Origin of the sequence: Thioclava sp. F36-7, assembly GCF_002020075.1 — a bacterium.
In the GTDB taxonomy this organism is placed as follows: Bacteria; Pseudomonadota; Alphaproteobacteria; order Rhodobacterales; family Rhodobacteraceae; genus Thioclava; species Thioclava sediminum.
On sequence record NZ_MPZR01000005.1, the window covers coordinates 109,340 to 135,867 of the forward strand.

Genomic DNA, 26,528 nt, shown 5'->3' on the forward strand with positions numbered 1-26,528 from the left:
GGGTATCTTGTGATATTCCGCAAGTGGGGAGTGGTGCGGGTGAAGGGACTCGAACCCCCACGCCAAAGGCGCCAGAACCTAAATCTGGTGCGTCTACCAGTTCCGCCACACCCGCATCAGGGGCGTAATAGCAACAGCCTGCGGGCTCGGAAAGAGGAAGATGCGATTTTGCTCGTCTTAACGCGATGGTGAGGGTTAGCCTTTATCCAAAGGCGCGTCAGACGCCGAAGTTACGAGTAGGCAAGAGCAGGTATCGCCATGAGACAGGCACCAGGGCGGGGGGATGGCATGGCCATGCTCCGCCAGATCATCGAATCCAATCCACGCCACAGTCTTCCGGGCGCGGTCGGTCCGAATGTGACCGAGCGGGCAACGCCGCCCGAGGCGCGCAAGCCGAAGCCGGATCTCAGCGCGGGGATCGCCGCCGGGGCGCGGGTCTACACGCTGGACGGCGCCATTCCGATCGAGTTTCTCGAACCCGGCGACCGGATCGTGACGCGCAGCGGGACATGCAAGCTCAAGGCGTTGCGGGCGGGCGATTATGTGGGCGCGCTGATCCGGATCTCGCCCGGCGCGCTTGGCCATGATCGGCCCGGGGCGCCGCTCCTGATCGCGCAGGGGGCGCAGCTGATGATGCGCGACTGGCGGGTGCAGGTGATCTACGGCAAGCGCGAGGCACTTCTGCCCGCGCAATCGGTCGTCGACGGGCACTATGTCACGCTGGGCCAGGGGCGCGCGCGGCTCTTCGTGCTGGAATTCGAGACGCCCGAAGTGATCTATGTCGATGGTGTGGAAATGGCCGCTGCAGTGGCAAGCGTCGACGCCTGATCGACGCGGAATTCCCGACAATTTTCATAAGTCTCAGAGGGTTGCGAGGCGTCGTCTCGTCACATCTGCGATAGTGATTTGACATAAACGTGCCTGATCACGCGCTTGTGTTGACAGGATGATATGTCATTTGCATAGTCTTATTATGCACTAGGGGACGAGTACGCAGTTTCGCTGCGAAACGCGTGGTTAAATCTGTTCGGAGATTTTGATGACGGCACCTTTGCGAAATGCAGAGGCGATCTTGCATTGCGCGGGTTGCGCTGGACGTAACCATGGCGTTTGCGGATCCCTCTCGGATCGAACCCTCGCCCGGGTCGCGCAACGGGCGCGCGCGATCTCCGTCGCGGCCAATGACCGGCTTTGCGAGGAAGATGTCTCCTGCCACCACATCGCGCTGGTTCAGAGCGGCATGTTGCGGATGCAGAGCCATTCGCTCGCGGGGCGTCGCAAGATCACCGGGCTCGTCGTTCCGGGCGACAGCATCGGTCAGATCATCCGGGGCACGCGGGACACCGCGATCGAAGCCGTGATCGAAACCAGACTTTGCCTGTTCGAGTCGGCCAATTTCGCTCAGCTGATCGAGCAGGAGCCCGAATTGCGCCGCGCGCTATGTCATCAGGCGGAAAACTGGACCGAGAAAGCGCGGCGTTTGAGCTTGCTTCTGGGTGCCTATGGGCCTGCGAGCCGACTGCGCGCGCTGCTGCTGCTGGCGCCCAGTATCATGCCTTGGAAAGCCCTGCCTGACGGGGGTGGCGTGTTGACGATGCTGCTGCCGCGTCAGGACATCGCCGATCTCATCGCCACGACGCAGGAGACGGTCAGCCGCTCGCTGCATCAGTTCCAGAAAGACGGGCTGATCGATATCCTGAACGCTAGGCAATTCCGCCTGAACGACCTCGAGGCCCTGTCCGAAGGGCTGGAGGAGATCTTGCACCACTGAGCGCGCTCACTCGTCGCGCATCTCCAGCGAATTTCCCGAGATTTCGATGAGCCTCTCCAGATTGGCGAGCTCGACATCGTAAGGCGTGACGATCCGGATCGCGCCCGCGCGCTCGAGCTGGTGAAACGCCCGGCTCAGCGATTCCGGCGAGGTGCCCAGCAGATGCGCTATATCGACCCGCTTGATATGGATATGCAGATTCAGCTGGATGGGCGCATGCGCGGTGCCTTCCAGGGTCCGGTATTTGTGGCGGCTCAGGATGATCAGGAGCGAGGCGAGCCGCTCGACGACTTTCGAGCTGCCCAGCACCATCACCCACTCGCGCGCGGCGTCGAGCTCGTCGAGAATGCTCAGCAGGAACAGCCGCTCCGCCTCATGCGAGCGGGCGATGATCGCTTCGAATTTCTGCCGGTCGCAGGTCAGAACCGCCCCGTCGCTGAGCGCCTCGATCCGGTAGCCGGATGGGCCGTTGAAGGCGCGCCCGAACATGTCCGACGGCGTGATCAGCCCGATGATGTGGCGGTGCCGGTCCTGCAGGGTTTTCGACATGGCGAGAAACCCGTCGGTCACGAAGCCGATCCGGTCAGCGACCTCGCCGTCTTCGATCAGCACATCGCCCGGCGAAAAGCGAATGCTTTGCCAGAGCGGCATCATCTCGCTGCGCAAATCCTCCGGGAGTACGTCGAGCAGGCGCTGCAATTTGCCCTGCGCCACCACGCCCTCGATCTCGACCGGCTGTCCGGATTTCGGATGCTCGTTCATGCGTCTCCTCTCCCTGTCGCGGGAAGGATTCTAGTCCGGGTCAGACCGGGATGCGAGAGCTACGAGGTCGAAAAGCCGGGAATGTGCCGCTCTTTTCTGCGCCTCTGATCATGAAGTTGCAGGAAAAATCGCGCGGCACGGGTAGCACGTTGATCGGCATCAAAGAATCACGCTGAACAGTCGCGGTAAAATATCTTGCAACAAAGGAGAGACAGATGAAAAACCTGCTTATCATTCTTGGCGTGACTGCGGCTCTGGCTGGCTGCGAGACGATGACCGGTCCGGCAGCGTCCGACATGACCGATGAGGCTATGATGGCCCCGGCGGGCACTTCGACGGACACCACGGACACCTCGGGTACGCACACCAACACGAACACGCAAGATCGTTCGCGCGAGCAAGCGTCGCAATAATCTGACACGGGCGGCGAGGGGCTGATGCATCTCGCCGCCCGCATTGTCTGGGGCGCGCGACCTCAAAGGGGTGACAATGACCGAAGGCCATATCGACGGGCGCAAACTGCGGCGCGCCTGGCGTTTTCTGTGCGGCGGGGCGATGGCCCTGCTGCTTGTCTTGGGGCCCGGTCCCGCGGTCGCGGAGGCTCCCGTCGCTGGTGCTATCACCGACGCGGCGCTGTTGCAGGTGCTGCGGTCGGGCGATTGGCCCGCGGCGGAGGCAGCGGCGCGCGCGCGCTTGGCGCGCAATCCAGACGATGTGGGCGCGCTTGTCGTGCTGGCGCGGGCGCTGCGCGGGCAGGGCGACGCGGCAGGCGCGAAGGCGGCGGCCACCCGCGCCAATGCGCAGGCCCGGACGCAGCAGGAAAAATATGTCAGCGCGGTCGAGATGGTGGCGGCGAGCTACGATCTCGGGCATCCGTTCGCAGCCCAGCTCTGGCAACGCCGCGCGATCGAAATGGCGCCCAATGATGCGGTGCGCGCGTCGAGCGTGCGGGACTATCGCGTCCTGTCCGCGGCCAATCCGTGGAGCTTCTCCGTCGCTTTCGACGCGGGCGCGTCGAGCAATGTCAACAATGGCAGTTTGGCCGATACGGTCGATATCGGCGGCATCGACTTCACGCTCAATCCCGATGCGAAGGCGCTGTCGGGCTATGAAATTTCGCTGTCGCTGAAGGCGCGCTACAAATTCGCAGGGTTTGGGGAGTTGCCCGCGAGTTTCGGGGCGCAGATCTACACCAAACAGGTGGTCCTGTCGGGCGATGCGAAGGACTCGGTGCCCGATGCGCATGGCTCGGATTACGCGTTCAGCGCGATCGAGGTGACGCTGGGGCAGGCGCTCAGCCCGGCCGATGCGCCGCTGCGCTATCGCCTCGATCTTCTCGCGGGCAAGAACTGGTATGGCGGCGACGACCTGAGCAACTATCTGCGGGTTTCGGGCAGCGCGCAGTGGGGCGATCCACGGCGTTCGCTCACGCAGGTGACGCTCTCTGGCGAACGACAGTTGCGCCTCGACAATTTCCGCAACTCGGCGAATGTGGTCACCGCGAGCCTGAGCCATCACCGGCGGCTTGAGGGAGGGGATCGGCTGGGGCTGTCCTTTGCCCTGCGCGACGCGTCCTCGGAGGCGGTCGAGATCGATCATCGGGCGATGCTTGCGGGCGTGTCTTACGATTTCGCCAAGCCTTTGGCCGGGACCGTCACCGTCGGCGCGGCGCTGGAACTGGAACGGCGCGACTATGACGCGACGCTTTACGGGCCCGGCGCACGGCGCGACACGCGCGGGCGGCTGGCGCTGCAATTCGGGTTCCCGAAGCTCGAGTTCTACGGCATCTCGCCCACCCTGCGGCTGGAGGGCGAAGAGACCCGCTCAAATGTCGATTTCTACGACAGCTCGCAGGTGAAATTGCGGCTCGGACTGCGGTCGAATTTCTGACCTCGCGCCCCGGTTTGGGGCTTTCATCTGTAAATATTGCGATTTCTGCAACTAAATGGCCACGCTGCCCATCTCCTCTCGATTTCGTTGACACACATCAATGCGAATCACGAAGAACTCACGGGAATGTGAGCCGTGGCTGACGGTAAATTCGCAGTGAAATCAGAGAGATAAGTCTCTATTTCCTGACTGGACGCCATTTGACGTGGGGACGCGGCGGATGACGGGAGGGCAGGTGCCTGAGGGGTCATCGGTTCGCTCATATGGATAGAGGGGACGCAGATATGGCGACACAAATTGACCCGAGTAACGTCGACGATTGGGACGAACCGCTGAACACCGACCCGATGTTCCGTTCGTCGCATGTTTTCAGCACGGCGGATATCACGGTGACCTTCGACGGGATGACGGTCGGGAACTCCGAAGACCCGCAGGCGGTCTTTGATACCGTCGACGATCCGAACGATCCCGAGGATACCAAGACCACCAAGGAGGGCGTGACGCTTTATCCGATCGACAGTGAATTCGGCTATTACGTCAGTGATTTTCAGAATGCCGAGCAGAAAGAGCTCGATGGCGACTATGCCGAGGGTTGGGCGGGTGATGTCTACGACTCCGAGGGCAATCAGCTTGGTCTCGTTATCTCGGATTCACCCACCGACACGTTCAAGACGCCCGCCGTGTACGGCACTTGGCTCGCGGGTCTGGGCGGCAACACGGTGAAGGCCTCGACCGAGCATTACGTCGTGATGCAGAACATCCTGTCGGACCAGCGTTTCCCGGGGGATACCGAGGCGCTCTATCCGCTCGACGACGAGCTTTTCATCGTCGGCGGTGAATATGATGGGAAGTCGGTGCGCGGCCTGCTCGAGGGAGAATATGAAGGCATCACGATCACCGACACCAACGGTGACGGCAAGGTCGACATCAAGGATATCCTCTCCGCCAACGAAACCGAGATCGACAGCAATATCGCGGTCAGCAGCGACTACTCGGTGACGCTGAAGGATGACGGAAAGCTGCTCTATCGCTGGGGTAACACGATCAAGAAGCCCAATGACGTGCGTCTTGAAGCGACGATGGACCTGCCCGACGAGTGGAGCGAGTATAACCCCTACACCTCGCTGCGTAACATCTACCACGTGACCGAGGCCGAGCTGGTCGTGCATCATACGATCACCAACAACCCCAACGACCAGATCCGTCCCGAGGATTTCGAGAACGAGGCCGCGATCGGCACGTTGCCGGAATATATCATCGTGCCGGACTACAACCTCGACGGGCAGGGCGCCCGTGAGGTCTGGATCACCGCCGATGACTACTATGCGGGGGATGGCACGCTCTACGAGGCAGGCACGATCCTGCGCGACGATCTTCTGGCGCAGCAATGGGCAGCGAGCGATCTCGCGACGATCGGGGCCGAGGATGGGGCGGCGGGCTTCACCAATGCCTGGTACACCACGATGGACCGCGAGCCCTTCGAGCCGGTGCTGAACGAAGATGGCACCGAATATGCCGATAGCGGTCCGCGCTGGCGTCTGAAGACCGACAAATATGGGCAGGATCTGCCCTCGGTGGTGATCCCGATCGACCCGAGCGACGAGCCGCCTCCCACCAATGACGAGGTGAAATACGAGGTCGGCGCAGAGACCCAGACGGTGATCAACCTGCTCGATTGGGGCTATCCCGCCCAGCCGCTCTCGGTCAGCTCGGGCTGGCAGGACAAGCCCGGCGAGGTGTCTGTCAACGGGATGAACTATTCCGACGGCTTCGATATGGCGGTCTACATCAAGGGCGACATCAAGCCCGCGACGATCTACAGCGCCGAGCTGCTGATGGATTACGAGCTAGTCACGCCCTACGCGGTCGGGGCCAATGTCGTCGGCACGGACGGGAATGATTTCCTTGTCGGGATCGGCTCGAACGCCTTCACGGGCGGCGCGGGCACCGATCTCTTCGTGCTCAGCTACGGCTCCTCGGTCGGGGGCGTGCCGCTGACCGCGAGCACGATCAGCGATTTCGAAGTTGGCACCGATGCGATCGGCCTGATCGGGCTGGGCGTCTCGGACACGAATTTCGCCGACAACATCTCGCAAGTGGTGAATGGGACCAATCTTGAAATCTACCTCGACACGGATGGGGCCGAAATCGGTGCCGACCCGGTTCTGATCGCGACGCTGACCGACGTGGCGGGCGATCTCGGGCCGAGCGGAGGGCTTGTCATGGAGGAAGACTTCCTTCTGGCCAACCCGGGTGCGGGCGATGATCCGGGCACAACGGGCCCCAACGAGATCATCGGCACCGATGCGAGCGAGACGCTGATGGGGACCCCGGGCGACGACATCATCACGGCGCTGGGCGGAAACGATATCCTCTACGGCCTTGCGGGCACCGACCTGCTCGACGGGGGTGCCGGGCTCGACCGTCTCTATGGCGGTCTGGACGCGGATGGGTTCGTCTTCGCAGAGGGCACCACGCTCGACATCGTCTACGACTTCGAAGACGGGGTCGACATGATCGCACTCGACGGGGGGCTGACCTTCGCCGACCTCGAGATCACCAGCTACCGCACGACGGGCACTCAAATCACCGCAGGTGACGACCGGATGATCCTGCGCGATGTGGATGTGAGCCTGATCACCGAGGATGATTTCACAACTGTCGATCAATTTGTCGCCGACATGACGCTCGTGAGCGTCTGATCCGGGTTTCTAGAAGGACAATACGAATGAACAACAAAGTAACTTTCATCGCACTGGCGGCTGCGGCCGCCACTCTCTCGGCCTGCGGCGGCAGCGGAACCACGGTCAACACCGCCCCCACCTATGCGGAACTCGTGGCGCGCGCCGATACGGCGGCGGCTGGGGTCGTGGATCTGAGTACCGGGGATGTGACTGGCGGACGCGACGATGTGCCGAATTCGGGTACGGCCAGCTACACCGGTTACGTCAAGGGCGACCTTGACAGCGGCGGGACGTTAATCGGCGAGCTATCGCTCGACGCGAATTTCTCGGGCGGGACGGTCACCGGCTCGGCGACTAATTTCCAGCACTCGACGAAGGACGCCTATACCGGCTCGCTTACGCTTTCCGGCGGGACGATCACCGATAGCGGCGTTGTCGGGACGGCCGATACCTTCGGAGGTAGCCTCGATGGGACGCTCTCCAACGGTGGCACCGATTACACCACCTCGATTTTGCTCGACGGCGAATTCGTTGGCGGGAGCGGAGCAACGCTGCCCGACAATATTGCTGGCTATGCAGACGGCACGCTTGATGACGGGGTGACGAACGATGCGTTCACCGGGGCGTTCATCACCACGCAAACGCCCTGACCGACCCCACTTTCATCAGTGGTACCGGAAAGGCCCGGCGGAGCGATCCGCCGGGCCTTTCTCTTTCCTCCCTCGCGGCGCAGTAACCTGACCCCGATCACGAAAAGGGCCCGGCAGGATACCTCGCCGGGCCGTTCATCTTGATCGTGTGGGACGCTGCGTGAAGCGGAACCCTTGGCCCCCCTCATTCCCCCCGGAAGGCGCGGTTGAAATAGACCGTCAGCGGCTGGGTCAGGTAGGAGAGCGGCGTGCGCGCGTCAGTCTTGAGGAAGGCTTCCACCGGCATGCCGGGCATCAGCTTGACCTCGGGCAGGGCGGTCAGCGCTTCCGGGTCGGGCTCCACCGTCGCCTCGTAATAGGTCTCGCGGTTCGCCTCGTCAGTCTGCACGTCGGGCGAGACCCGCAGCACCTCGGCCGGGATCGCGGGCGTGGTGCGGCGATTGAAGGTCGAGAATTGCAGCGAGACCTGCTGGCCGGAATAGACCTGATCGATGCTCGTCGGATCGACGCGGACCGAGACGTAGAGCGGCTGATCGCTCGGCACGAGGAACATCATCGGCTGAGCCGGCTGGATGACCGATTGCAGCGCGAAGACCTGCGAGCCGAACACCACGCCATCGACCGGCGCGCGCACGTCGAGCCGTGCGAGCTTCTCGCGCAGGGTGTTTTCGCGTTCGACCAGAGAAATCTCGTTATATTGCAGGTCGCGCAGCTGGGTGATCGCGGCCTCGCGGCGATCCTCGGACAGGCCCACCACCTCGATCTCGAGCGACGAGATCCGCACGCGGGCCTCCGCGATGACCGAGTTCAACCGCCCGATCTCGCCGGTCAGCTTGGCATGTTCGCGCTGGGTGGCGAGCACGCGCGAGGCTTCCATCAGCTTGCGTTCATAAAGGCTCTGCTTGTCCTTCAGCTCCTGCGACACGAGGTCGAGCTGCTCCATTAGCGAGACGCGCTGCGCCTCGACGCCTTCGATCTGCTTTTCGATCTGCTGCTGTTGCTCGCGTAGCTGGTTGATCTTCTTGGCCATCGTCGCCTGACGCGCGGCAAAGAGGTTGCTCTGGCCCTCGCGTTGCTGGGCGACCTGCTCGGGATCGAGCATCGGGAAGTCGGGCAATACGGTAAAATCGACCTTTGCCAGATCGTCGCGCTCGGCGGCGAGCCGGGCCTTGCGCACCGCGATCTCCAGAAGCTGTGCCTGCACAATCGCAAGCTCCGAGCGCAGGAAGGTCCCGTCGAGGCGCAGCAGCACGTCGCCCGCATGCACCTGATCGCCGTTATGGGCGAGGATTTCGCCCACGACGCCACCATCGGGGTGCTGGATCACCTGCCGTTCGCTCTCGACCTTGACCACGCCGCGCGACACGACCGCGCCGTTGATCTTCGCGCCGACGCTCCAGGCGCCCATGCCGCCGACGAGGAGGGTGATCGCGCCGAAGCCTGCGGCGAGCAGAAGTCGGCTATTTGCGAAATCGGAGGATTTGCTCATTTCTCGGCCCTCATCGTCAGAATCCGTTGCACGTCCTGCGCGTTCTTGATCATCGACTGGATGACCTCGTCGCGCGGCCCCTGCGCGGTGATCTGGCCGCTTTCGAGGATCACGAGGCGCGAGCAGGCTTTGATCGCATTGGTGCGGTGGGTCATCAGCACGACCGATTTACCTTCCTCGGTCATCGCCTTCACCACGGCGTTCAGCGCCTCGGAGCCCTCGGAATCGAGTGCCGAGTTCGGCTCGTCGAGCACCAGAAGCACCGGATCGTTGTAGAGCGCGCGGGCCAGACCCAGCCGCTGGCGCTGGCCGCCCGAAAGCTGCGCGTCGCGCGCGCTGATATGGGTGTCGTAGCCCTTGGGCAGTTGCAGGATGATCTCGTGGATATGCGCTTTCTTTGCGGCGGCCACGACCCGCTCGGCATCCGGAGATTGCGCCATCTGCGCGATGTTCTCGGCGATGGTGCCATCGAAGGTTTTCACCACCTGCGGCAGGTAGCCGATGAACTGGCCCAGCCGCTCGGGGCTGTATTGGTCGAGCTTGGCGGCGGCGAGGCGCACTTCGCCCGCAGTGGGCGAGACGAGACCCACAAGCGCCCGCGCCAGCGTCGTCTTGCCCGAGCCGCTCTTGCCGATCACGCCGATGGCTTCGCCCGGCGCGACATCGAAGCTGACATTGAACAGGATCGGACGCTCGCCGCGCTTGCGCGAGACCGAGACGCCGCGCACGGAGAGATTGCCGGTCGGCGCGGGCAGTTCGGTCGGCTTGCGCGCCTCGGGCACCGAGCCCAGAAACGCCCGCAGCGCGGCCCAGCCGTTGCGCGCGCGGTGCAGCAGCGTCCATTGGCCCAGCACCTGCTCGACCGGGGCGAGCGCGCGGCCCAGCAGGACCGAGCCCGCGATGATCGCGCCCGCCGTCATCTCATGTTGCAGCACCAGATAGGCGCCCACCGCCAACACTGCCGATTGCAGCAGCATCCGGAAGCCCTTGGAAAATGCGCCGAACGCGCCGGTCCAGTCGGCCGCGCGCAGCATCTTGCGCTGACCTTCGGTCTGGGTGTCCTGCCAGCGCGCGCGCATGGTCTCTCCCATGCCCTGCGCCCAGAGGTAATCGGCCCCGTCCTCGACCTGACGCGCGATCTGGTTGCCCGCGAAAGAGGTGCCCTGCGCCTCGGTCAGGCGGGTCTGGGTGAGCCAGTGGTTGAGCAGCGAGGTCACGACCAAAAGCGCACCGCCCGCCAGCGCCAGCCAGCCCAGAAGCGGGTGGAAGATGAAGATCGCCGCGGCGAAGACCGGCGTCCACGGAATGTCCAAGAGCGACAGCAGCACCGGCGAGGCGAAGACGGTTTTCACCGCATCGAGGTCCTGCAACGCGCTCGCGCCCTTGTCGGTGCGCCCGAGCGCTGCGCGCTCCAGCGAGGCGCGGAAGACCCGGTCGGAGAGGTTGGCGTGAAGCCGTGCGCCGACCCGCGCCATCACGCGGGCACGGACGAATTCCAGAATGGTGTAGAACAGGTAGAGGAACACCACGAGGCCGAACAGCGCGACCAGCGTCTCTTCCGAGCGCGAACCGATCACCCGGTCATAGACCTGCAACATGAAAAGCGGCCCGGTCAGCAGCAAAAGATTGGTGAAAAAGCTGAACAGAACAGCCGAGCCGATCAGCCCCCGGCTCCCGGAAAAAGCGCGCCGCATTTCCGACCGCGCGCCCGAAGAAGAAAGTCCCACGCCAATACCCCAAAGTTGCGTATCCCCGCGTTCATTTTCACGACGCGGTGAGGGGTATCATTGATTGATATCAATTTTGCGCGAGGCGGGTCGAAAAAGCTGCGCGGGCAGCCGGGCGCGCGGGTAGCGTCAACCCTGCGCCATCAGCGCGCGCAGCACCTGCGGGACCGCTTCGGGCAGGTCCTCGGCGATCAGGCCGGGGCCGAACCTGCGCGCGGCCTCGACATGGAGCCAGGCGGCGGAGGTCGCGGCGTCGAAGGGTTTGAACCCGCGTGCAAGCAGCCCCGCGATCAGCCCCGCCAGCACATCGCCTGCGCCCGCGGTCGCAAGCCAAGGCGCTGCGCGGTCCTGCGTCGCCGAATGCAGCGCCACGCGCCCGTCGGGGTCCGCAATCGCGGTGTCGGCCCCTTTGAGCAGCACCGTGCAGCCCGCGCGCGCAGCGGCTTCGCGGGTTGCGTCCAGCTTGGAGTAGGTCGGGTCGTCGCCCGACAGCTTCTCGGCCAGATCGGGGAACAGCCGTTTGAACTCGCCCGGATGCGGGGTCAGCACGCAGGCCTCATGGAGCTGGCCGAAGAGCACGCTCGGATCCTCGGCAAAGGCGCTGAGCGCATCGGCATCGAGCACCGTCGCCCGTTTGCCCCAAAGCGCGGCCAGCACCATCTCCTGCGCGCGCGCCATGCCCAGACCGGGGCCGAGGCAGAGCGCGTTTAGCCGCTCGTCGCCCAGCATCCCGCGCAAACTATAGGCGTCGGGCAGGGCGCTCAGCATGATCGCGTCGAGATGGGCGGCATTCTCGGTCAGCGCCTTGGGCGGGCAGGCGAGCGTCACCAGCCCCGCGCCGATCCTGAGCGCCGCGCGCGCCGCCATCCGTGCAGCCCCGCCTTTGCCCGCGCCGCCCGAGAGCACCAGCGCATGACCGTGGCTGTATTTGTGGCCCGCCTGCTTCATCAGGAAATTCGACGGGCGGTCGATCAGCCGCGCGGCGCCGGGGGTCGCATCCTGCGGCAGCCCGATATCGGTCACGACCAGATGGCCGCGCATCGACGCGCCGCCGCCGGGCCGGTCGGGCCCGTCCGAGGGGTCGAGGTAATGGCCGCATTTCGCGCGGTGGAAGCTGACCGTCAGATCGGCGGGGAAAGCGCCGCCGAGATTGCGCCCGCTATCCGAGGAAATCCCGCTGGGAATATCGACCGCGACAAAGCGCGGGCGCGGTCCCGAGGGATTGGAAAAGCGCCGCGGATAAATCCCGCGCCATGTCTTCGCGGTGTCGTCGGGCATCGGGCGGGTCAGGCCGGTGCCGAACAGCGCGTCGATCACCAGCCCGCCCTCCATCTCGTCGATCCGGTCCTCGATCGCGGCATCATCCCAGGGCAGGACCGCGCCGATCTGCGCCCAGCGGTCGTGATTGGTCTGCGCATCGGGGGGCAGGCGGGTCGGGTCGCCATAGGCGTAGCAGGCGACGGTCCAGCCGCGCTCGGCCAGAAGACGCGCTATCACGCAGCCGTCGCCGCCATTATTGCCCGGTCCGCACAGCACCACCGCCTGCGACGGCCCCGGATCGGGCCAGCGCGAGAAGATCGCCGTGACGACGCTTTCACCGGCGCGCTCCATCAATTCAAGGCCCGTCACCGCGCCGCTCTCGATCTCGGCGCGTTCGCATTGGCGCATTTGGCTCGCGGTCAGGATTTCGGGCATGGTCCTCGGGTCTTCAAAGGAATCGTTTTCAAACTGCTGCTTTTTTGTGCTACTTGCACGAATTGCGGGCGCGGCTTTCGGAATTCCGATCCCCATTCCGCTCCCGTCCAGCCTAGCCGATTGCGGGGGCTTTGGGAAAGTGGTCTGAGGGGGTCGGAACGAAGACCTGATGGAGGAGTCGGCGGCATGAAAAAGGTGGAGGCGATCATCAAGCCCTTCAAACTCGATGAAGTGAAAGAAGCACTTCAGGAAGTTGGTATTCAGGGCCTTTCGGTGATCGAGGTGAAAGGGTTCGGACGCCAGAAGGGCCATACCGAGCTTTATCGCGGCGCCGAATATGTCGTGGATTTCCTGCCCAAGGTGAAGATCGAGATGGTGCTGCCCGACGACCTCGTCGACGCCGCCATCGAAGCGATCACGAATGCCGCGCGCACCGAGAAGATCGGCGACGGCAAGATCTTCGTCTCTCCGATGGAGCAGGCGATCCGTATCCGCACCGGCGAGTCGGGCGACGACGCGCTGTAACTTCCGCCATTCCCGCCGGGCCTCGTTGCGGGTCCGGGGATAACCCAAGCTCAACGAAAGGGTAATGTGACATGAGCATCAAGGACGCTCTCAAACTGATGAAGGACGAAGACGTCGAATACGTCGACGTTCGCTTCACCGATCCGCGCGGCAAGCTGCAGCACGTGACGCTGATGCATACCGAGGTCGACGAAGATTTCTTCGAAGAAGGCTTCATGTTCGACGGCTCCTCGATCGCGGGCTGGAAGTCGATCGATCAGTCCGACATGAAACTGATCCCGGACGCGTCCTCGGTCTATATTGACCCCTTCTACGCCGAGAAAACCATGTGCGTGCACTGCACCGTGGTCGAGCCCGACACCGGCGAACCCTATGCCCGCGACCCGCGCGGCACCGCCGAGAAGGCCGAAGCCTATCTCGTCGCCTCGGGCATCGGTGACTCGGCCTTCTTCGGTCCGGAAGCGGAATTCTTCCTCTTCGACGACGTGAAGTTCTCGGTCTCGATGAACAAGGTCTCCTACGAGGTCGACGCGCTCGACGCAGCCTGGAACACCGACACCGATTACGAGATGGGCAACATGGGCCATCGTCCGGGCGTCAAGGGCGGCTACTTCCCGGTCAACCCGGTGGATGACGCGCAGGACCTGCGTTCGGAAATGCTCTCGACCATGAAGCGCATGGGCATGAAGGTCGACAAGCACCACCACGAAGTGGCTTCGTGCCAGCACGAGCTGGGCCTGATCTTCGGGACGCTGACCAAGCAGGCCGACGACATCCAGAAGTACAAATACGTGATCCACAACGTGGCGCACGCCTATGGCAAATCGGCGACTTTCATGCCGAAGCCGATCGCGGGCGACAACGGCACCGGCATGCACGTGAACATGTCGATCTGGAAGGACGGCAAGCCGCTGTTTGCAGGCGACAAATACGCCGACCTGTCGCAGGAAGCGCTGTACTTCATCGGCGGCATCCTGAAGCACGCGAAGTCGCTCAACGCCTTCACCAACCCGTCGACCAACTCCTACAAGCGTCTGATCCCGGGCTTCGAGGCTCCGGTTCTGCGCGCGTATTCGGCTCGCAACCGCTCGGGTTGTGTCCGTATTCCGTGGGCTGAATCCCCCAAGGCAAAGCGCGTCGAAGCCCGTTTCCCCGATCCGTCGGCGAACCCCTACCTGTGCTTCTCGGCTCTGCTGATGGCTGGTCTCGACGGCATCAAGAACAAGATCGATCCGGGCCCGTCCTCGGACAAGGACCTCTACGATCTGCCGCCGGAAGAACTGGCCTCGATCCCGACCGTTTGCGCCTCGCTGCGTGAAGCGCTCGAGACGCTGGAAGCCGATCACGAGTTCCTGCTGGCCGGTGACGTGTTCACCAAGGACCAGATCGAGGGCTACATCGCGCTCAAGTGGGAAGAAGTGTACGCGTTCGAGCACACCCCCCACCCGGTGGAATACAAGTACTACTACTCCTGCTAAACGGGAGAGGGACAGTGATGGGAAGGGGCGTCCGGTCGGGCGCCCCTTTCGCTTTTGAGCCTGAGATATCTTTGGGCCTCCGATATGGCGGTTTCGCATCGGCGGACGCCGGGTAAGGCCCCGCCACTTGACAGACGCACCCGCGCCGCCCATCTGTCGGGCCTTGGCTGCCGGATGCCTGCCGCCCGCGGGGTGTTTCCCTTGGTGAAATCCGGTTCACGATCGCTCTCCATTCTTTCGGGGGCTCTTCGGCAATGCGGGCCCCGAGGCGGTGGATTATCCCCGTGGAGACGAGACGATGACTGTGAATACAGTGAAAGACGTGAAGGCGCAGGCGCGCCGTCTGGCCGATGCGATGGCGCGCGCGGGCAATCCCGTTGCGCTGTCGAAAGCCTATGAGCTGACCGCGCAGGCGGCGGGTCATGCCGATTGGAACACGATGGTGGCGGCGCTCAAGCGCGCCGAACCCGCGACGCAAACGCCGGGCTATGCCTTGGGCGATACGGTGCGCGGGCGCTATCTGGGCCATCCGGTGAGCGGGCGCGTCCATGCGCTGCGCCGCAAGGGCGCGACCCATTACGACATCGAGATCGCGCTGGACGAGCCGGTCGATGTGGTTGAAAGCCCGGCCTTTTCCTCGATGCGGCGGCGCGTGCGTGCGACCATCGGCGCGGATGGGCGTTCGATCGGGCGGCGCTCCGACGGGGTCGCGCATCTCGAACTGGACTGAGCAGAAGGGGCGCATCCAGCGCCCCTTTTTCTTTGCGCGCGGCTGGGGCAGGATCGTCCGGCGAGATGGCGGGGAGGGATCATGCGCTCTGAGAAGGACAAGATGCTGGCGGGCGAATTGTATCGCGCCGAGGGCCCGGAGATCGAAGCCGATGTGGCACGGGCTGCTGCGTGGATGGATCGGTTCAACGCTACCGTCGCGCATAGTGCCGAGGACTGCCACGCGCAGCTGACGGAGCTGTTCGCGGACGTGGGGCAGGGCGCGCGTATCCGCCCACCATTTCATTGCGATTACGGCAGCAATATCCGGCTGGGGGCCGGGGTTTTCCTGAATTACGACTGTGTCATTCTCGATGTGGTTGCGGTCACGATCGGCGATCGGACGCAGATCGGGCCGAAGGTGCAGATCCTGACCGCCGATCATCCGCGCGATCCGGAGGCGCGCAGGACGGGGCTGGAATTCGGACGGCCCGTGCGGATCGGCGAAGATGTCTGGATCGGCGGCGGCGCGATCCTTCTGCCGGGTATCACGGTGGGCGATGGCGCGTTGATCGGTGCGGGGGCCGTCGTGACGCGCGATGTACCTGCCGGTGCCACGGTCGCGGGTAACCCGGCGCGGATCATCGGCAAGGCTTAGCGAAACTTGCCCCGCCGCGCCCTTCTCGCTAAGGGAAACCAAAGATCAATCAGGAGGATCAGGCATGAGCCGCGCATTCGTATTCCCCGGTCAGGGCGCACAGGTCATCGGCATGGGCAAGGCATTGGCCGACGCCTATCCCGCGTCGAAAGCGGTGTTCGAAGAGGTCGATGACGCGCTCGGGCAAAAGCTGAGCTCGCTCATCTGGGAAGGCGAGCAGGACGAGCTGACGCTGACCGCCAACGCGCAGCCCGCGCTGATGGCGACCTCGATCGCAGCCCTGCGCGCGCTGGAGGCCGAGGGCTATGCGGTGACTGACGCGGCCTATGTCGCGGGTCACTCGCTGGGCGAATATTCGGCGCTTTGCGCGGCGGGGTCGCTGAGCCTGGCCGATACCGCGCGCCTGCTGCGGGTGCGCGGCGATGCGATGCAATCGGCGGTGCCGGTGGGCGTGGGCGCGATGGCCGCGATCCTCGGGCTCGATTTCGAGACCGCGTCGAAAGTCGCGGGCGAGGCGGCGCAGGGCGAGGTCTGTCAGGCGGCGAATGATAACGATCCGAGTCAGGTCGTGATCTCGGGCGACAAGGCGGCGGTCGAGCGCGCCACGGTGCTCGCCAAGGAAGCGGGCGCGAAGCGCGCCGTGATGCTGCCGGTCTCCGCACCGTTCCACTGCGCGCTGATGCAACCCGCCGCCGATGCGATGGATGCCGCTCTGGCGGGTGTCGAGATCAAGGCGCCGGTGGTGCCGCTGGTCGCCAATGTCCGCGCCGAGGCGGTGAGCGACCCGGCCCTGATCCGCGAGTTGCTGGTCGAGCAGGTCACGGGCTCGGTGCGCTGGCGCGAGAGCGTGGCGTGGATGGCCGGTCAGGGCGTCGACGAGATCTGGGAAATCGGCGCCGGCAAGGCGCTGTCGGGCATGATCCGCCGGATCGCGAAAGAGGTGACCTGCCGCGCGGTCGGCACGCCGGAGGACATCGCTGCGCTGAAAGGCTGAGGGCCGCGCCGGGGGATCCTCCCCCGGACCCCCTGGGATATTTTCGCCAAGAGGAAGCTTAGGCCGACCGGTTCGAAAGCGAATTGGTCGGCTTTTTCATACGTTTGTGATCGCGATGCGCCTGTCGCTTTGATGCGCGCAACCATGGCGTGTGGCACTTAGAGTTCCCTAACGGCGCATTCGCTGCTAAGAGAGCGCCAACTTAGATAAGAGGTAGCATGATGTTCGATCTGAAAGGCAAACGCGCGCTTGTCACCGGGGCTTCTGGCGGGATCGGCGCCGAGATCGCGCGAGCCCTCCATGCGGGCGGTGCGTCGGTGGCACTGTCGGGCACGCGGGTCGAGCCGCTCGAGGCACTGGCTGCCGAGCTGGGCGAGGGCGCCTATGTCTGCCCCGCGAATCTGAGCGATCCGGAATCGGTCGAGGCGCTGCCGAAAGCGGCGATCGCGGCGATGGGTGGTCTCGACATCCTCGTGAACAATGCTGGCATCACGCGGGATCAGCTGACGATGCGGATGTCGGACGAGGATTGGCAATCGGTGATCGACGTGAACCTGACGGCGGCGTTCCGCCTGATGCGCGCGGTTCTTCGCCCGATGATGAAATCGCGCTGGGGCCGGATCATCAACATCACCTCCGTTGTCGGGCAGACCGGCAACCCCGGTCAGGTGAACTATGCGGCCGCCAAGGCGGGTCTCGTCGGCGCGTCGAAATCGCTCGCGCAGGAAGTTGCGACGCGCGGTGTGACGGTGAACTGCGTGGCGCCGGGCTTCATCGAGACGCCGATGACGGAAAAGCTCACCGATGCCCAGAAGGACGCGATCCTGTCGGGTATCCCGGCCGGGCGCATGGGCACGCCCGAAGAGATCGCGGCTGCGGTGCGCTACATCGCGAGTCCCGAGGCGGGCTACGTCACCGGTGCGGTGCTGCACGTCAATGGCGGCGGGACGATGGCCTGAGCGCAATGCCGGTCAAATTCTGACTGCGGCTGGCGTGACACAGCTTTGTGACCCAACGGCACTAAGGCGTTTGCTAGGCTAGAGAAACGTCTTGCCATGGCGCATCGCAATCGCTAAGAGCGCAGCAGATGAGCTTGGCGGGTCGCCACAGCTCTGAATTGCGGTCTTCGGGTTGACCCGGGGCGCGCGGGTTGAGACGCTCGTATTCGAGCAAGCATGAACGGGCTAGGCCCTATAAACTTTGAGGAATTGACATGAGCGACATCGCTGATCGCGTGAAGAAGATCGTCGTGGAGCATCTCGGCGTGGAAGAGGACAAGGTCACTGAGAGCGCCTCGTTCATCGACGACCTCGGTGCGGACAGCCTCGACACGGTCGAGCTGGTCATGGCCTTCGAAGAAGAGTTCGGCATCGAGATCCCCGATGACGCCGCCGAGAACATTCAGACCGTCGGCGATGCGGTGAAATTCATCTCGGAAGCGCAGTAAGCCTTTTACGACTGACGCTGAGAGAGAGTTAAGGGCGGCGCTTCGGGGAACCGGAGCGCCGCTTTTCTTTTGCGCAAGACGCGCGCATGCGTTGGGGGGAGGGTAGATGCGGAGTTTCGTCGCGATCGAGCTGCCCGACGCGCATGTCGAGGCCATCGAGCGGTTGCAGCAGGCTCTGGGTGCGGGTCGGATCGTGCAGCCCGAGAACCTGCATCTGACGCTGGCCTTTCTCGACGAGATCGACGCAGGCCAGCTCGAGGCGCTGGACGAGGGGCTGCGGGCCATCGACTTGGCGCCCGGGCCGGAGGTGGTGCTGGCGGGGCTGGAGATTTTCGGCAGTGCCGCGCGACCGGAGGCGCTGGTTCTGAGTGTGCATCCCGATCCCAACCTCGATCGCTGGCATCGTGCGGTGATGGGCGCTGCGCGTCTGGCGGAGATCGACCTGCCGCGGCGGCGGTTTCGTCCGCATGTCACCCTGGCGCGGTTCGGCAAGCGCGCATCCCCGGGGGATTTGCTGCGGCTGGGGCGACTCATGGCGGCGGAAGGCGCTGTGAAGCTGCCCGCTTTCACGCCCGAGCAGGTGGCCTTGATCCAGTCCACGCTGGGACACGGGCCGCCACGGCATGAGGTGTTGATGCGCTATCCGGATGAAAAATCTGTGCAATTCGCGAAGACCTGACCGAAAGTGCAATCGTGCCCGCGCGGCTGTTAACCCTTCGTTAACGAATTAGGCGTCCCTTGGAGAGGTCGCGGGTGCCTTATGAAAAATGCCCTTCTGCCCGCGCAGTTGAGGTCACGTTATGTCTGTGTTTCGCCGGGCTCGGGTTCTGATCCGTCCTCTTTTGGTTTTCGCCGCCGCGCTTGCGGGGTTGGCTCTGCTGGCGCAGGTAGCCACCGCGCTGTCGGGTGCGGACATGGTCGGTCGCGCGCTCACGTCGTGGAACGCGATGGGCGCGTGGACGGCGCTGGCAATTCTGGCGATGGCGGGGGCTATCGCGTTTCGGCGCGAGGCGCCGAATGTGGCGCGCGGGCTGGCGGCGGGAACGCTGTTGCTGTGCCTGTTCTCGAACTTTGCAGAGGTCTATGACCTGAGCGGCCCGGGGGCGATCGGGGGAGGCGCGGCCGCGCTCCTGGGGATCACCGCGGCGGGGTTCTTCGCGCTGGAGGCGGGCGCCTATCTGTTTGGAACGATTGCCTATCTGACGGTGTTCGGCGGCGCTTTGATGTACCTGCTGTCGCACAGTATCGCGACCAGTCGGCTGGCGGAGGGCGTGTCGATCGGGGCGGCGCTGGCGATCATGTGTCTCGCCTATGCGGGGCTCATCTGCCGCAGCGATCGTGGGGTGATGCGGGTGCTGCTCAACGAGCATGCCTCGGGACGGCAGGCACGGGCGCAGATGCTTCTGGGGGTCGTCGCGCCCTTCCTGCTGGGCACGTTCTACCTGCTCAGCGATCAGGGAAGTCAGGTGCGCGCGGAGCTGCTGTTGCTGGTCGCGACCATCGTGGGGGTGAATATCGGGCTGATCATCCTGATGGCCGTCTCGCTGGAGCGGGTGGATCATGCACGGCGCAAGGCCGAGCGGGAGCTGGTGAACCGGGCGATGCGCGACGGGCTGACGGGGCTGTTCAACCGAGAGATGCTCGGGCGGCGTTTCGCGCAGTATTTCACGCAGGGGATGCGCGAGCAGGTGCCTTTCACGGCGCTGATGGTCGACCTCGACCATTTCAAGCGGATCAACGATCTGGGTGGGCATTCTCTGGGCGATCGCGTTCTGCGCCGCACGGCGCGGGCGATGCGGGCGCAGCTGCGGCTGGAGGATACGATGGCGCGGGTCGGCGGCGAGGAATTCGCGGTGATCCTGCCGGGGGCAGGGCTGGTCGAGGCGCTCGAAGTGGCGGAGCGGCTGCGCGCCTGTGTGGCGGGGCTGCGTTTCGAGGATCAGTACGGCGCGGCGCTGCAGGTCACTGTCTCGATCGGGGTGGCCGAATGGGAGCGCGGCGAGGAGCTGCGGAGCCTCTATGCGCGCGCCGACGGGGCGCTCTACGCGGCGAAGAATGGCGGGCGCGACCGGGTGTTGCTGGCGCCGCCCACCGCTCAGATGCGCTGTACCGCGCAGGCGTTGCCACCCCTGACCACCGGGCGGGCGCCGCTGGCTGCGCCGAAGCGTCCGGCCCGGCAGCCTGAACCGGTTCGCGCGCCGATGCGCTAGCGCCCTCGCGCGCAGTTCTGCGCTGAACGACAACCCGCTTGTCACAATGGGTTATGATTGCGCCTTTGCGCGCCCCCGTGTATCAGGTCTGCCAAGATATTTGGCTGAGAAAGAGGTCGGGCATGCGTCGGGTAGTAGTCACGGGTCTGGGAATGGTCACGCCGCTGGCTTGCGGCGTCGAGGAGACCTGGTCGCGGCTTATCGCGGGACAATCGGGGGCGGGCGCGATCTCGCGCTTCGATGCGTCCAATGTGACCACGAAATACGCCTGCGAGGTTCCGCTGGGCGACGGGTCCGACGGCACGTTCAATGCCGATGACTGGATGGAGCCGAAAGAGCAGCGCAAGGTCGACGATTTCATCCTCTACGGGATGACCGCGGCGACGCAGGCGGTGAAGGATTCCGGCTGGGAGCCGCAGGACGAGGAAAGCCGTCTGCGCACCGGTGTGATGATCGGCTCGGGGATCGGCGGTCTCAGCTCGATCGCGGACACGGCCGTACTGATCAAGGAAAAGGGCGTGCGCCGCGTGAGCCCGTTCTTCATTCCGGGCGCGCTGATCAACCTCGTCTCGGGGCAGGTCTCAATCCGGTTCGGCTTCAAGGGGCCGAACCATGCGGTCGTGACCGCCTGTTCGACCGGCGCGCATGCGATCGGTGACGCGGCACGTCTGATCATGCTGGGCGATGCCGATGTGATGGTCGCGGGCGGCGCGGAAAGCCCGATCTCGGAGATCGGGATCGCGGGCTTCAACGCCTGTAAGGCGCTGTCCACGAAGCGCGGCAACGAGCCGGAAGCTGCGAGCCGTCCGTGGGATGCCGATCGCGACGGGTTCGTGATGGGCGAGGGCGCGGGCTGCGTCGTGCTGGAGGAATACGAGCACGCAAAGGCGCGCGGCGCGAAGATTTATGCCGAGGTACTGGGCTATGGCCTGTCGGGCGATGCCTATCACATCACCGCGCCGTCCGAAGATGGCGATGGCGGCTTCCGCGCGATGAAAGCCGCGCTGGAGCGGGCCGATCTGAACCCCGATCAGGTGGATTACATCAACGCGCATGGCACTTCGACCATGGCCGACGTGATCGAGCTGGGCGCGGTGCAGCGCCTGCTGGGCGACGCGGCAAGCAAGGCCACGATGAGCTCGACCAAGTCGTCGGTCGGCCACCTGCTGGGCGCTGCCGGTGCGGTGGAGGCGATCTTCTCGATCCTTGCGATCCGCGACCAGATCGCACCGCCGACGCTGAATCTGGAAAATCCGCCGGAAGAGGCCGTGATCGACCTCGCGCCGAAGGCTGCGGTCAAGCGCAAGATCGACGTCGCGCTGTCCAACAGCTTCGGCTTCGGTGGCACCAATGCGAGCCTCGTGATGGGCAAGGTGGATAGCTGATGTGGCGTAACATCGTCTCGAATTTCCTGACGCTGCTGATCGTTATTCTCGTCGCGCTTGGCGGGTTGGTCGCCTGGGCGAAGAACCAATATGTCGAGCCCGGCCCGCTGGCCGAGGCGATGTGCCTGCGCGTCGCGCCGGGCGAAAGCCTGCAGGGCGTGTCGTCCAGTCTGAAAGACAAGGGGGCGATCTCGTCCTCCTATCTGTTCCGCACGGGTGCGCAGTACGAGGAAAAGGCCGACAAGCTGAAATTCGGCTCCTACCTGATCGAGCCGAACGCCTCGATGCAGTCCATCGTCGGGCAGATCACCTCCGGTGGTCCGTCGACCTGCGGGTCGGAACTGGTGTTCCGGATCGGGGTGAACGGCAACGAAGTGCTGCTGCGCGAGCTGGACCCGACCACGGGCGACTATCAGAAGGTAGCGGAATACAATCCCGAGAGCGAGAAGCCGCCCGAAGGGTTCGAGGACAAGGCCGACCGTGCCGATGTCCGCACCCGCGTGACGGTGGTCGATGGTGTGACCAGCTGGCAGATCGTGCAGGGACTGCAGGAAGCGAGCTTCCTGTCGGGCAAGATCGACGGGGTGCCGGGCGAAGGCACGCTCGCACCTGACAGCTACGAGGTGACGCGCGGGGCCGACCGGCAGGCGCTGATCGGTCTGATGGCAGATCGCCAGTCGAAGATCCTCGCGGATGCCTGGGACGGACGCGCCGAGGGGCTGCCCTATGACAATCCGCAGCAGGCGCTGACGATGGCGTCGATCGTCGAGAAGGAAACCGGTGTGCCGCAAGAGCGCCCGGAAGTGGCGAGCGTCTTCATCAACCGCCTCGAGAAGGGGATGCGGCTGCAGACCGACCCGACGGTGATCTACGGTGTGACCGAAGGCAAGGGTGTGCTGGGCCGCGGTCTGCGCCAGTCCGAGCTGCGCAAGGCCACGCCCTACAACACCTATGTCATCGACGGGTTGCCGCCCGGACCGATCGCGAATCCGGGCAAGGCGGCCATCGAGGCGGCGATGCATCCCGATTCGACCGACTACCTGTTCTTCGTGGCCGATGGCTCCGGCGGACATGCGTTCTCGAGCACGATCGAGGAGCATAACAAGAATGTAGCGAAGTGGCGCGAGATCGAGAAGCAGCGTCAGGAAGATGCGTCAAGCAACTGATAAATCAGAAAGAACCCCGGTTTGCGCCGGGGTTCTTTTTTGACTGGAGCGCACAACCCAGAATTTAGAGCTTGACTTTGCGAACGCTCTCGGGTAGATATCTGACATGCTAGGAGAAGTGGGCAAGCGCCGCGGGGAAACCCGACGGCGTTTTTTCATGTCTCTCGAACGGACCAACTTGGAACGGGTGGGTTCGTCAGTGATGCAAGACAACAAAGTGAACGAGGCGGGGGCGCCGGTCGATCTTCTGGATCAGACCGAAGCGCTCTATCGGGACGTGGCCGAGGAGCTGGCGCAGGCGCTGCAGGGGGTGCGGCGCGGCGACATATCCGAGGCGAAAGCGGCGGTGCAGGCGGTCAAGGACCTCCGCACCGCTTTTCATTTGGTGATGGAGGAACGATCGCGTGTCGAGAAACTCCGCAGACAGCTGGCAGGTGTCGCCGCCGGACGCGATGGCGCGCTCGACTTCGATGCCGCCAGAGCTGAAATCGGGCGCCGCCTGGCTCGCCTCCGCGAAGCCTGAGAGCGTCGAGGCGTTTCTAGACGGGCTCGACGACAATGCATTGCTCGCGCTGCCCTGGATCTTCGAATTCTGGGCGTTGGATCATCAGCTTCCGCCCGAAGGGGATTGGAAGTCCTGGGTGATCATGGGCGGACGCGGCGCGGGCAAGACGCGGGCCGGGGCCGAGTGGGTGCGTGCGCAGGTGGAAGGCGCACGCCCGCTCGACCCCGGAAAGGCGCGGCGCGTGGCGCTGGTCGGCGAGACCTTCGATCAGGTGCGCGATGTGATGGTGATGGGGGAGAGCGGGATCTTGGCCTGCTCTCCGCCCGACCGCAGGCCCGACTGGGAGGCGGTGCGGCGCCGGCTCGTCTGGCCGAACGGGGCCACGGCGCAGGCCTTCTCGGCCTATGAGCCCGAGTCGCTGCGGGGCCCGCAATTCGACGCGGCCTGGGTCGATGAGCTGGGCTGTGCGGCGATCGACAAGGGGACGAACGAGCCGAACAAGTTCCTCGATCCGAAAAGCTCGGAAAGCGCGCTGCCGCATTACTCGGATGGGCGGCGCGATGACTACATCCAGATGCAATATCTGCGGGCGATGACCGAGTATTGGGGGGAAGCGGCCAACAATCCGATTTCGGAATATTACGGCGGTCCGATGGTGGATATGGCGCGCGCCCATGTCTGGGCGTGGGATGTGCGGCCCTATCCGCAATTTCCCGGTCTGCCGGAGGTATGGGACGACGCGGCGAACTACGCGCGGGGGCATTGGATTTCGGGGCGGGCGACGGCGCAGCCTCTGGCGCATGTCGTAGGCGAGATTTGTGCGCTCGCGGGGGTCGAAGTGTTCGATGTGAGCGCGCTGCACGGGGTGGTGCGCGGATATGCGATGCCCGGGGGGATCACACCGCGCGGTGCGCTGCAGACGCTGAGCCTGATCTACGGTTTCGATGCGGTGGAGCGCGACGGGGTGCTGGTGTTCCGGATGCGCGATGCGTCGGTCGATGCGGAGGTGCTGCCTCCGCTGCTGGCGTTGGATGGCGACGATCAGAGTCTTGAGACGCGTCGTGCGCCGGAGGCGGAGATCGCGGGGCGCGTGCGACTGGCCTATGTCGAGGCCGATGGTAGCTTCGAGACCCGCGCCGTGGAGGCGATTTTTCCCGACGAGGAAAACGGTCCCGCCTCTGCGAGCGAGGCGCCTCTGGCGCTGACGCGGGCGGAGGGAATGCGTGTCGTGAACCGCTGGCTCTCGGAGGCGCGGGTGGCGCGCGATACGGCGCAGTTCACGCTTCCGCCGTCGATGGGGTGGCTCGGGCCGGGGGATGTCGTGGTGCTGCAGACCGAGGAGGGCGCGCGGCGCTACCGGATCGACCGGATGGAGCGTGCCGAGGCGATCCGCGTGGAGGCGGTCCGGGTCGAGCCGGGGATCTATGAGGCCTCGGAGGAAACCGACGAGGTGGCGCGGATCGAGAGCTTCACGCCGCCTGTGCCGGTGACGCCGGTATTCCTTGATTTGCCGTTGCTGACAGGTACGGAAGACCCTTATGCGCCGCATCTGGCCGCCACGGCCAGCCCCTGGCCGGGGGCGGCCGCGCTGTATTCGGCGCTGGAGGATGCGGGCTATGCGCTTAATACCAAGGCCGAAACCCAAGCGGCGATCGGTGTGACACAGACAATCTTGCCGCATGCGCAGACCGGGCTCTGGGATCGCGGGCCGAGCCTGCGGGTGAAGATGCTGTCGGGGGCATTGGAGAGCGTGAGCGAAGAGGGTGTGTTGGCGGGGCTGAACGCGATGGCGATCGGGGATGGCTCGTCTGATCGCTGGGAGGTGTTCCAGTTCCGGGCCGCCGAGCCGGTCGAGCCGGGCGTCTGGGATGTCTCGATGCGCTTGCGCGGGCAGGCTGGGAGCGATGCGCTGATGCCCGGTGCGTGGCCGGAAGGTTCGGTGGTCGTGCTGCTCGACGGGACGCCGCGCCAGATCGAGGTGCCGCCGTCGGCGCGAAATCAAGCGCGTCACTACCGGGTGGGGCCCGCCGGTCGTGGCTATGATGATCCCTCCTATATTCATACGGTTCAAGCCTTTGCGGGCATCGGGCTGCGGCCCTTGTCGCCTTGTCATTTGTGCGCGCAGTCGCTGGGCGGGGATCTGCGGCTGAGTTGGGTGCGGCGGACGCGGATCGGGGGCGACGACTGGGAGGCGCTGGACGTGCCTTTGGGCGAGGTGTCGGAGCGCTATCGGGTGCGGGTGTTTGAGGGGCAGGCGATCCGGCGCGAGGTTGTCGTAAGCGCACCGGATTGGACCTATGGCGCGGCAGAGCGCAAGGAAGACGGGATGATCGGCGCGCCGAGCTTCGAGGTGGCGCAGATATCGGATGTCTTCGGGCCGGGGTTGCCAGCACCGCTGACCTGGACCGGGTGAGATGCGCGCGGTGCTGGACGGCGATCTGATGGCGCTCGCGCGGGTGGTGATGCTTTGGCCCGATGAGCAGCGTCCGGACCAGCTTCAGCGACTCCTCGACCGGGTTCACGCGGCGGACCTCTATTGCAAGCGATTCCGCCGCGCGCATCCGCACTGGGGGAACGGCTCGGTTCTGAGCATGGCGTTGGGCCTGCCTCGGGCGAAGGCCGGGCCGGGCGATCCGCGTTATCTGCACGCGCTGAGCTGTGTCTGTGCGGGGATGGCCGCGTGGCGCTTGACGCGACAGCCCCTTAAGCGAAATGACGAAACGTCCCTTCCTCTATTCGCCGGAAAGCCTATGTGTTAAGTTCTTGCGCGCGAAGAGGGAGTAA

The 26,528-nt window shown here is 64.6% G+C and carries 24 protein-coding genes and 1 tRNA gene; 20 read left to right on the forward strand and 5 right to left on the reverse strand.

Going from position 1 to position 26,528, the window contains the following annotated elements; translation table 11 throughout:
• Positions 1-31: 31 nt before the first annotated feature.
• Positions 32-115 (reverse strand) — tRNA-Leu (locus BMI89_RS10705).
• A gap of 173 nt (positions 116-288) precedes the next feature.
• Between BMI89_RS10705 and BMI89_RS10710 the strand changes: the two genes are divergently transcribed.
• Together BMI89_RS10710 and BMI89_RS10715 are read left to right on the forward strand one after the other, a co-directional pair.
• A complete protein-coding gene (locus BMI89_RS10710) occupies positions 289-828 on the forward strand; it encodes a Hint domain-containing protein (RefSeq protein WP_168176795.1) in 540 nt (179 codons plus the stop codon).
• Positions 829-1,039: 211 nt separating this feature from the next.
• Positions 1,040-1,771: a Crp/Fnr family transcriptional regulator gene (locus BMI89_RS10715; RefSeq protein WP_078570915.1), complete on the forward strand. Its 732-nt coding sequence runs from the start codon at positions 1,040-1,042 to the stop codon at positions 1,769-1,771.
• Between the two features lie 6 nt (positions 1,772-1,777).
• On the opposite strand, the gene BMI89_RS10720 is transcribed toward BMI89_RS10715, so the two are convergent.
• Positions 1,778-2,533, reverse strand: a complete 756-nt coding sequence (locus tag BMI89_RS10720; protein ID WP_078570916.1) for a Crp/Fnr family transcriptional regulator — start codon at positions 2,531-2,533, stop codon at positions 1,778-1,780.
• A gap of 215 nt (positions 2,534-2,748) precedes the next feature.
• Between BMI89_RS10720 and BMI89_RS10725 the strand changes: the two genes are divergently transcribed.
• The 4 genes from BMI89_RS10725 (at position 2,749) to BMI89_RS10740 (ending at position 7,757) form a co-directional block, all read left to right on the forward strand.
• Positions 2,749-2,946 (forward strand): hypothetical protein, encoded by a 198-nt coding sequence (locus tag BMI89_RS10725; protein WP_078550005.1) that lies wholly within the window; start codon positions 2,749-2,751, stop codon positions 2,944-2,946.
• Positions 2,947-3,022: 76 nt separating this feature from the next.
• Positions 3,023-4,423: a surface lipoprotein assembly modifier gene (locus BMI89_RS10730; RefSeq protein WP_078570917.1), complete on the forward strand. Its 1,401-nt coding sequence runs from the start codon at positions 3,023-3,025 to the stop codon at positions 4,421-4,423.
• 284 nt (positions 4,424-4,707) lie between these two features.
• Positions 4,708-7,125: a calcium-binding protein gene (locus BMI89_RS10735; RefSeq protein WP_078570918.1), complete on the forward strand. Its 2,418-nt coding sequence runs from the start codon at positions 4,708-4,710 to the stop codon at positions 7,123-7,125.
• Positions 7,126-7,151: 26 nt separating this feature from the next.
• A complete protein-coding gene (locus BMI89_RS10740; RefSeq protein ID WP_078520906.1) occupies positions 7,152-7,757 on the forward strand; it encodes a hypothetical protein in 606 nt (201 codons plus the stop codon).
• Positions 7,758-7,941: 184 nt separating this feature from the next.
• On the opposite strand, the gene BMI89_RS10745 is transcribed toward BMI89_RS10740, so the two are convergent.
• The 3 genes from BMI89_RS10745 to BMI89_RS10755 form a co-directional block, all read right to left on the reverse strand.
• On the reverse strand, positions 7,942-9,246 hold the full coding sequence (locus BMI89_RS10745; protein ID WP_078570919.1) for an HlyD family type I secretion periplasmic adaptor subunit: 1,305 nt from the start codon (positions 9,244-9,246) through the stop codon (positions 7,942-7,944).
• Complete coding sequence (locus tag BMI89_RS10750; protein ID WP_246832015.1) at positions 9,243-10,973, reverse strand: type I secretion system permease/ATPase; 1,731 nt, start codon at positions 10,971-10,973, stop codon at positions 9,243-9,245. Before BMI89_RS10750 ends, BMI89_RS10745 begins: the two co-directional genes overlap by 4 nt.
• Before the next feature lie 129 nt (positions 10,974-11,102).
• A complete protein-coding gene (locus tag BMI89_RS10755) occupies positions 11,103-12,668 on the reverse strand; it encodes an NAD(P)H-hydrate dehydratase (RefSeq protein WP_078570921.1) in 1,566 nt (521 codons plus the stop codon).
• Positions 12,669-12,854: 186 nt separating this feature from the next.
• Here BMI89_RS10755 and BMI89_RS10760 point away from each other — a divergent pair, with 186 nt between their 5' ends.
• From BMI89_RS10760 to BMI89_RS10825, 14 genes are all read left to right on the forward strand, one after another.
• Positions 12,855-13,193, forward strand: a complete 339-nt coding sequence (locus BMI89_RS10760) for a P-II family nitrogen regulator (protein ID WP_075775041.1) — start codon at positions 12,855-12,857, stop codon at positions 13,191-13,193.
• A gap of 71 nt (positions 13,194-13,264) precedes the next feature.
• A complete protein-coding gene (gene glnA, locus BMI89_RS10765) occupies positions 13,265-14,671 on the forward strand; it encodes a type I glutamate--ammonia ligase (RefSeq protein WP_078520902.1) in 1,407 nt (468 codons plus the stop codon).
• Between the two features lie 298 nt (positions 14,672-14,969).
• Entirely contained in the window at positions 14,970-15,401 is a 432-nt protein-coding gene (locus BMI89_RS10770) for a glyoxalase superfamily protein (protein WP_078570922.1), read from the forward strand.
• 81 nt (positions 15,402-15,482) lie between these two features.
• Entirely contained in the window at positions 15,483-16,037 is a 555-nt protein-coding gene (locus BMI89_RS10775) for a sugar O-acetyltransferase (RefSeq protein WP_078570923.1), read from the forward strand.
• Positions 16,038-16,101: 64 nt separating this feature from the next.
• Positions 16,102-17,031 carry an ACP S-malonyltransferase gene (fabD, locus tag BMI89_RS10780; RefSeq protein ID WP_078570924.1) on the forward strand — a complete coding sequence of 310 codons (930 nt, stop codon included), beginning with the start codon at positions 16,102-16,104 and terminating at the stop codon, positions 17,029-17,031.
• A gap of 221 nt (positions 17,032-17,252) precedes the next feature.
• Positions 17,253-17,990, forward strand: coding sequence for a 3-oxoacyl-[acyl-carrier-protein] reductase (fabG, locus tag BMI89_RS10785; RefSeq protein ID WP_078571083.1), 738 nt, complete (start codon positions 17,253-17,255; stop codon positions 17,988-17,990).
• Between the two features lie 254 nt (positions 17,991-18,244).
• On the forward strand, positions 18,245-18,478 hold the full coding sequence (locus BMI89_RS10790) for an acyl carrier protein (protein WP_075775036.1): 234 nt from the start codon (positions 18,245-18,247) through the stop codon (positions 18,476-18,478).
• Positions 18,479-18,584: 106 nt separating this feature from the next.
• The gene (gene thpR / locus BMI89_RS10795; protein ID WP_078570925.1) at positions 18,585-19,157 is read left to right on the forward strand and encodes an RNA 2',3'-cyclic phosphodiesterase; all 573 of its coding nucleotides are present in this window, start codon (positions 18,585-18,587) and stop codon (positions 19,155-19,157) included.
• 121 nt (positions 19,158-19,278) lie between these two features.
• On the forward strand, positions 19,279-20,688 hold the full coding sequence (locus BMI89_RS10800) for a GGDEF domain-containing protein (protein WP_078570926.1): 1,410 nt from the start codon (positions 19,279-19,281) through the stop codon (positions 20,686-20,688).
• 122 nt (positions 20,689-20,810) lie between these two features.
• A complete protein-coding gene (gene fabF / locus BMI89_RS10805) occupies positions 20,811-22,073 on the forward strand; it encodes a beta-ketoacyl-ACP synthase II (RefSeq protein WP_078570927.1) in 1,263 nt (420 codons plus the stop codon).
• Positions 22,073-23,239 (forward strand): endolytic transglycosylase MltG, encoded by a 1,167-nt coding sequence (mltG, locus tag BMI89_RS10810; protein WP_078570928.1) that lies wholly within the window; start codon positions 22,073-22,075, stop codon positions 23,237-23,239. The genes fabF and mltG overlap by 1 nt, the downstream gene beginning before the upstream one ends.
• A gap of 157 nt (positions 23,240-23,396) precedes the next feature.
• On the forward strand, positions 23,397-23,762 hold the full coding sequence (locus tag BMI89_RS10815) for a hypothetical protein (protein WP_246832016.1): 366 nt from the start codon (positions 23,397-23,399) through the stop codon (positions 23,760-23,762).
• Entirely contained in the window at positions 23,692-26,157 is a 2,466-nt protein-coding gene (locus BMI89_RS10820) for a glycoside hydrolase TIM-barrel-like domain-containing protein (protein ID WP_078570930.1), read from the forward strand. Before BMI89_RS10815 ends, BMI89_RS10820 begins: the two co-directional genes overlap by 71 nt.
• Position 26,158: 1 nt before the next feature.
• Entirely contained in the window at positions 26,159-26,503 is a 345-nt protein-coding gene (locus BMI89_RS10825; RefSeq protein WP_078570931.1) for a hypothetical protein, read from the forward strand.
• Positions 26,504-26,528 lie beyond the last annotated feature (25 nt).

Excerpts from the sequence above, each read along its gene's own strand:
- BMI89_RS10710 (WP_168176795.1), top strand. The coding sequence starts at position 289 with ATGGCCATGCTCCGCCAGATCATCGAATCCAATCCACGCCACAGTCTT.
- BMI89_RS10715 (WP_078570915.1), top strand. The coding sequence starts at position 1,040 with ATGACGGCACCTTTGCGAAATGCAGAGGCGATCTTGCATTGCGCGGGT.
- BMI89_RS10720 (WP_078570916.1), bottom strand. The coding sequence starts at position 2,533 with ATGAACGAGCATCCGAAATCCGGACAGCCGGTCGAGATCGAGGGCGTG.
- BMI89_RS10725 (WP_078550005.1), top strand. The coding sequence starts at position 2,749 with ATGAAAAACCTGCTTATCATTCTTGGCGTGACTGCGGCTCTGGCTGGC.
- BMI89_RS10730 (WP_078570917.1), top strand. The coding sequence starts at position 3,023 with ATGACCGAAGGCCATATCGACGGGCGCAAACTGCGGCGCGCCTGGCGT.
- BMI89_RS10735 (WP_078570918.1), top strand. The coding sequence starts at position 4,708 with ATGGCGACACAAATTGACCCGAGTAACGTCGACGATTGGGACGAACCG.
- BMI89_RS10740 (WP_078520906.1), top strand. The coding sequence starts at position 7,152 with ATGAACAACAAAGTAACTTTCATCGCACTGGCGGCTGCGGCCGCCACT.
- BMI89_RS10745 (WP_078570919.1), bottom strand. The coding sequence starts at position 9,246 with ATGAGCAAATCCTCCGATTTCGCAAATAGCCGACTTCTGCTCGCCGCA.
- BMI89_RS10755 (WP_078570921.1), bottom strand. The coding sequence starts at position 12,668 with ATGCCCGAAATCCTGACCGCGAGCCAAATGCGCCAATGCGAACGCGCC.
- BMI89_RS10760 (WP_075775041.1), top strand. The coding sequence starts at position 12,855 with ATGAAAAAGGTGGAGGCGATCATCAAGCCCTTCAAACTCGATGAAGTG.
- glnA (WP_078520902.1), top strand. The coding sequence starts at position 13,265 with ATGAGCATCAAGGACGCTCTCAAACTGATGAAGGACGAAGACGTCGAA.
- BMI89_RS10770 (WP_078570922.1), top strand. The coding sequence starts at position 14,970 with ATGACTGTGAATACAGTGAAAGACGTGAAGGCGCAGGCGCGCCGTCTG.
- BMI89_RS10775 (WP_078570923.1), top strand. The coding sequence starts at position 15,483 with ATGCGCTCTGAGAAGGACAAGATGCTGGCGGGCGAATTGTATCGCGCC.
- fabD (WP_078570924.1), top strand. The coding sequence starts at position 16,102 with ATGAGCCGCGCATTCGTATTCCCCGGTCAGGGCGCACAGGTCATCGGC.
- fabG (WP_078571083.1), top strand. The coding sequence starts at position 17,253 with ATGTTCGATCTGAAAGGCAAACGCGCGCTTGTCACCGGGGCTTCTGGC.
- BMI89_RS10790 (WP_075775036.1), top strand. The coding sequence starts at position 18,245 with ATGAGCGACATCGCTGATCGCGTGAAGAAGATCGTCGTGGAGCATCTC.
- thpR (WP_078570925.1), top strand. The coding sequence starts at position 18,585 with ATGCGGAGTTTCGTCGCGATCGAGCTGCCCGACGCGCATGTCGAGGCC.
- BMI89_RS10800 (WP_078570926.1), top strand. The coding sequence starts at position 19,279 with ATGTCTGTGTTTCGCCGGGCTCGGGTTCTGATCCGTCCTCTTTTGGTT.
- fabF (WP_078570927.1), top strand. The coding sequence starts at position 20,811 with ATGCGTCGGGTAGTAGTCACGGGTCTGGGAATGGTCACGCCGCTGGCT.
- mltG (WP_078570928.1), top strand. The coding sequence starts at position 22,073 with ATGTGGCGTAACATCGTCTCGAATTTCCTGACGCTGCTGATCGTTATT.
- BMI89_RS10815 (WP_246832016.1), top strand. The coding sequence starts at position 23,397 with ATGTCTCTCGAACGGACCAACTTGGAACGGGTGGGTTCGTCAGTGATG.
- BMI89_RS10820 (WP_078570930.1), top strand. The coding sequence starts at position 23,692 with ATGGCGCGCTCGACTTCGATGCCGCCAGAGCTGAAATCGGGCGCCGCC.
- BMI89_RS10825 (WP_078570931.1), top strand. The coding sequence starts at position 26,159 with ATGCGCGCGGTGCTGGACGGCGATCTGATGGCGCTCGCGCGGGTGGTG.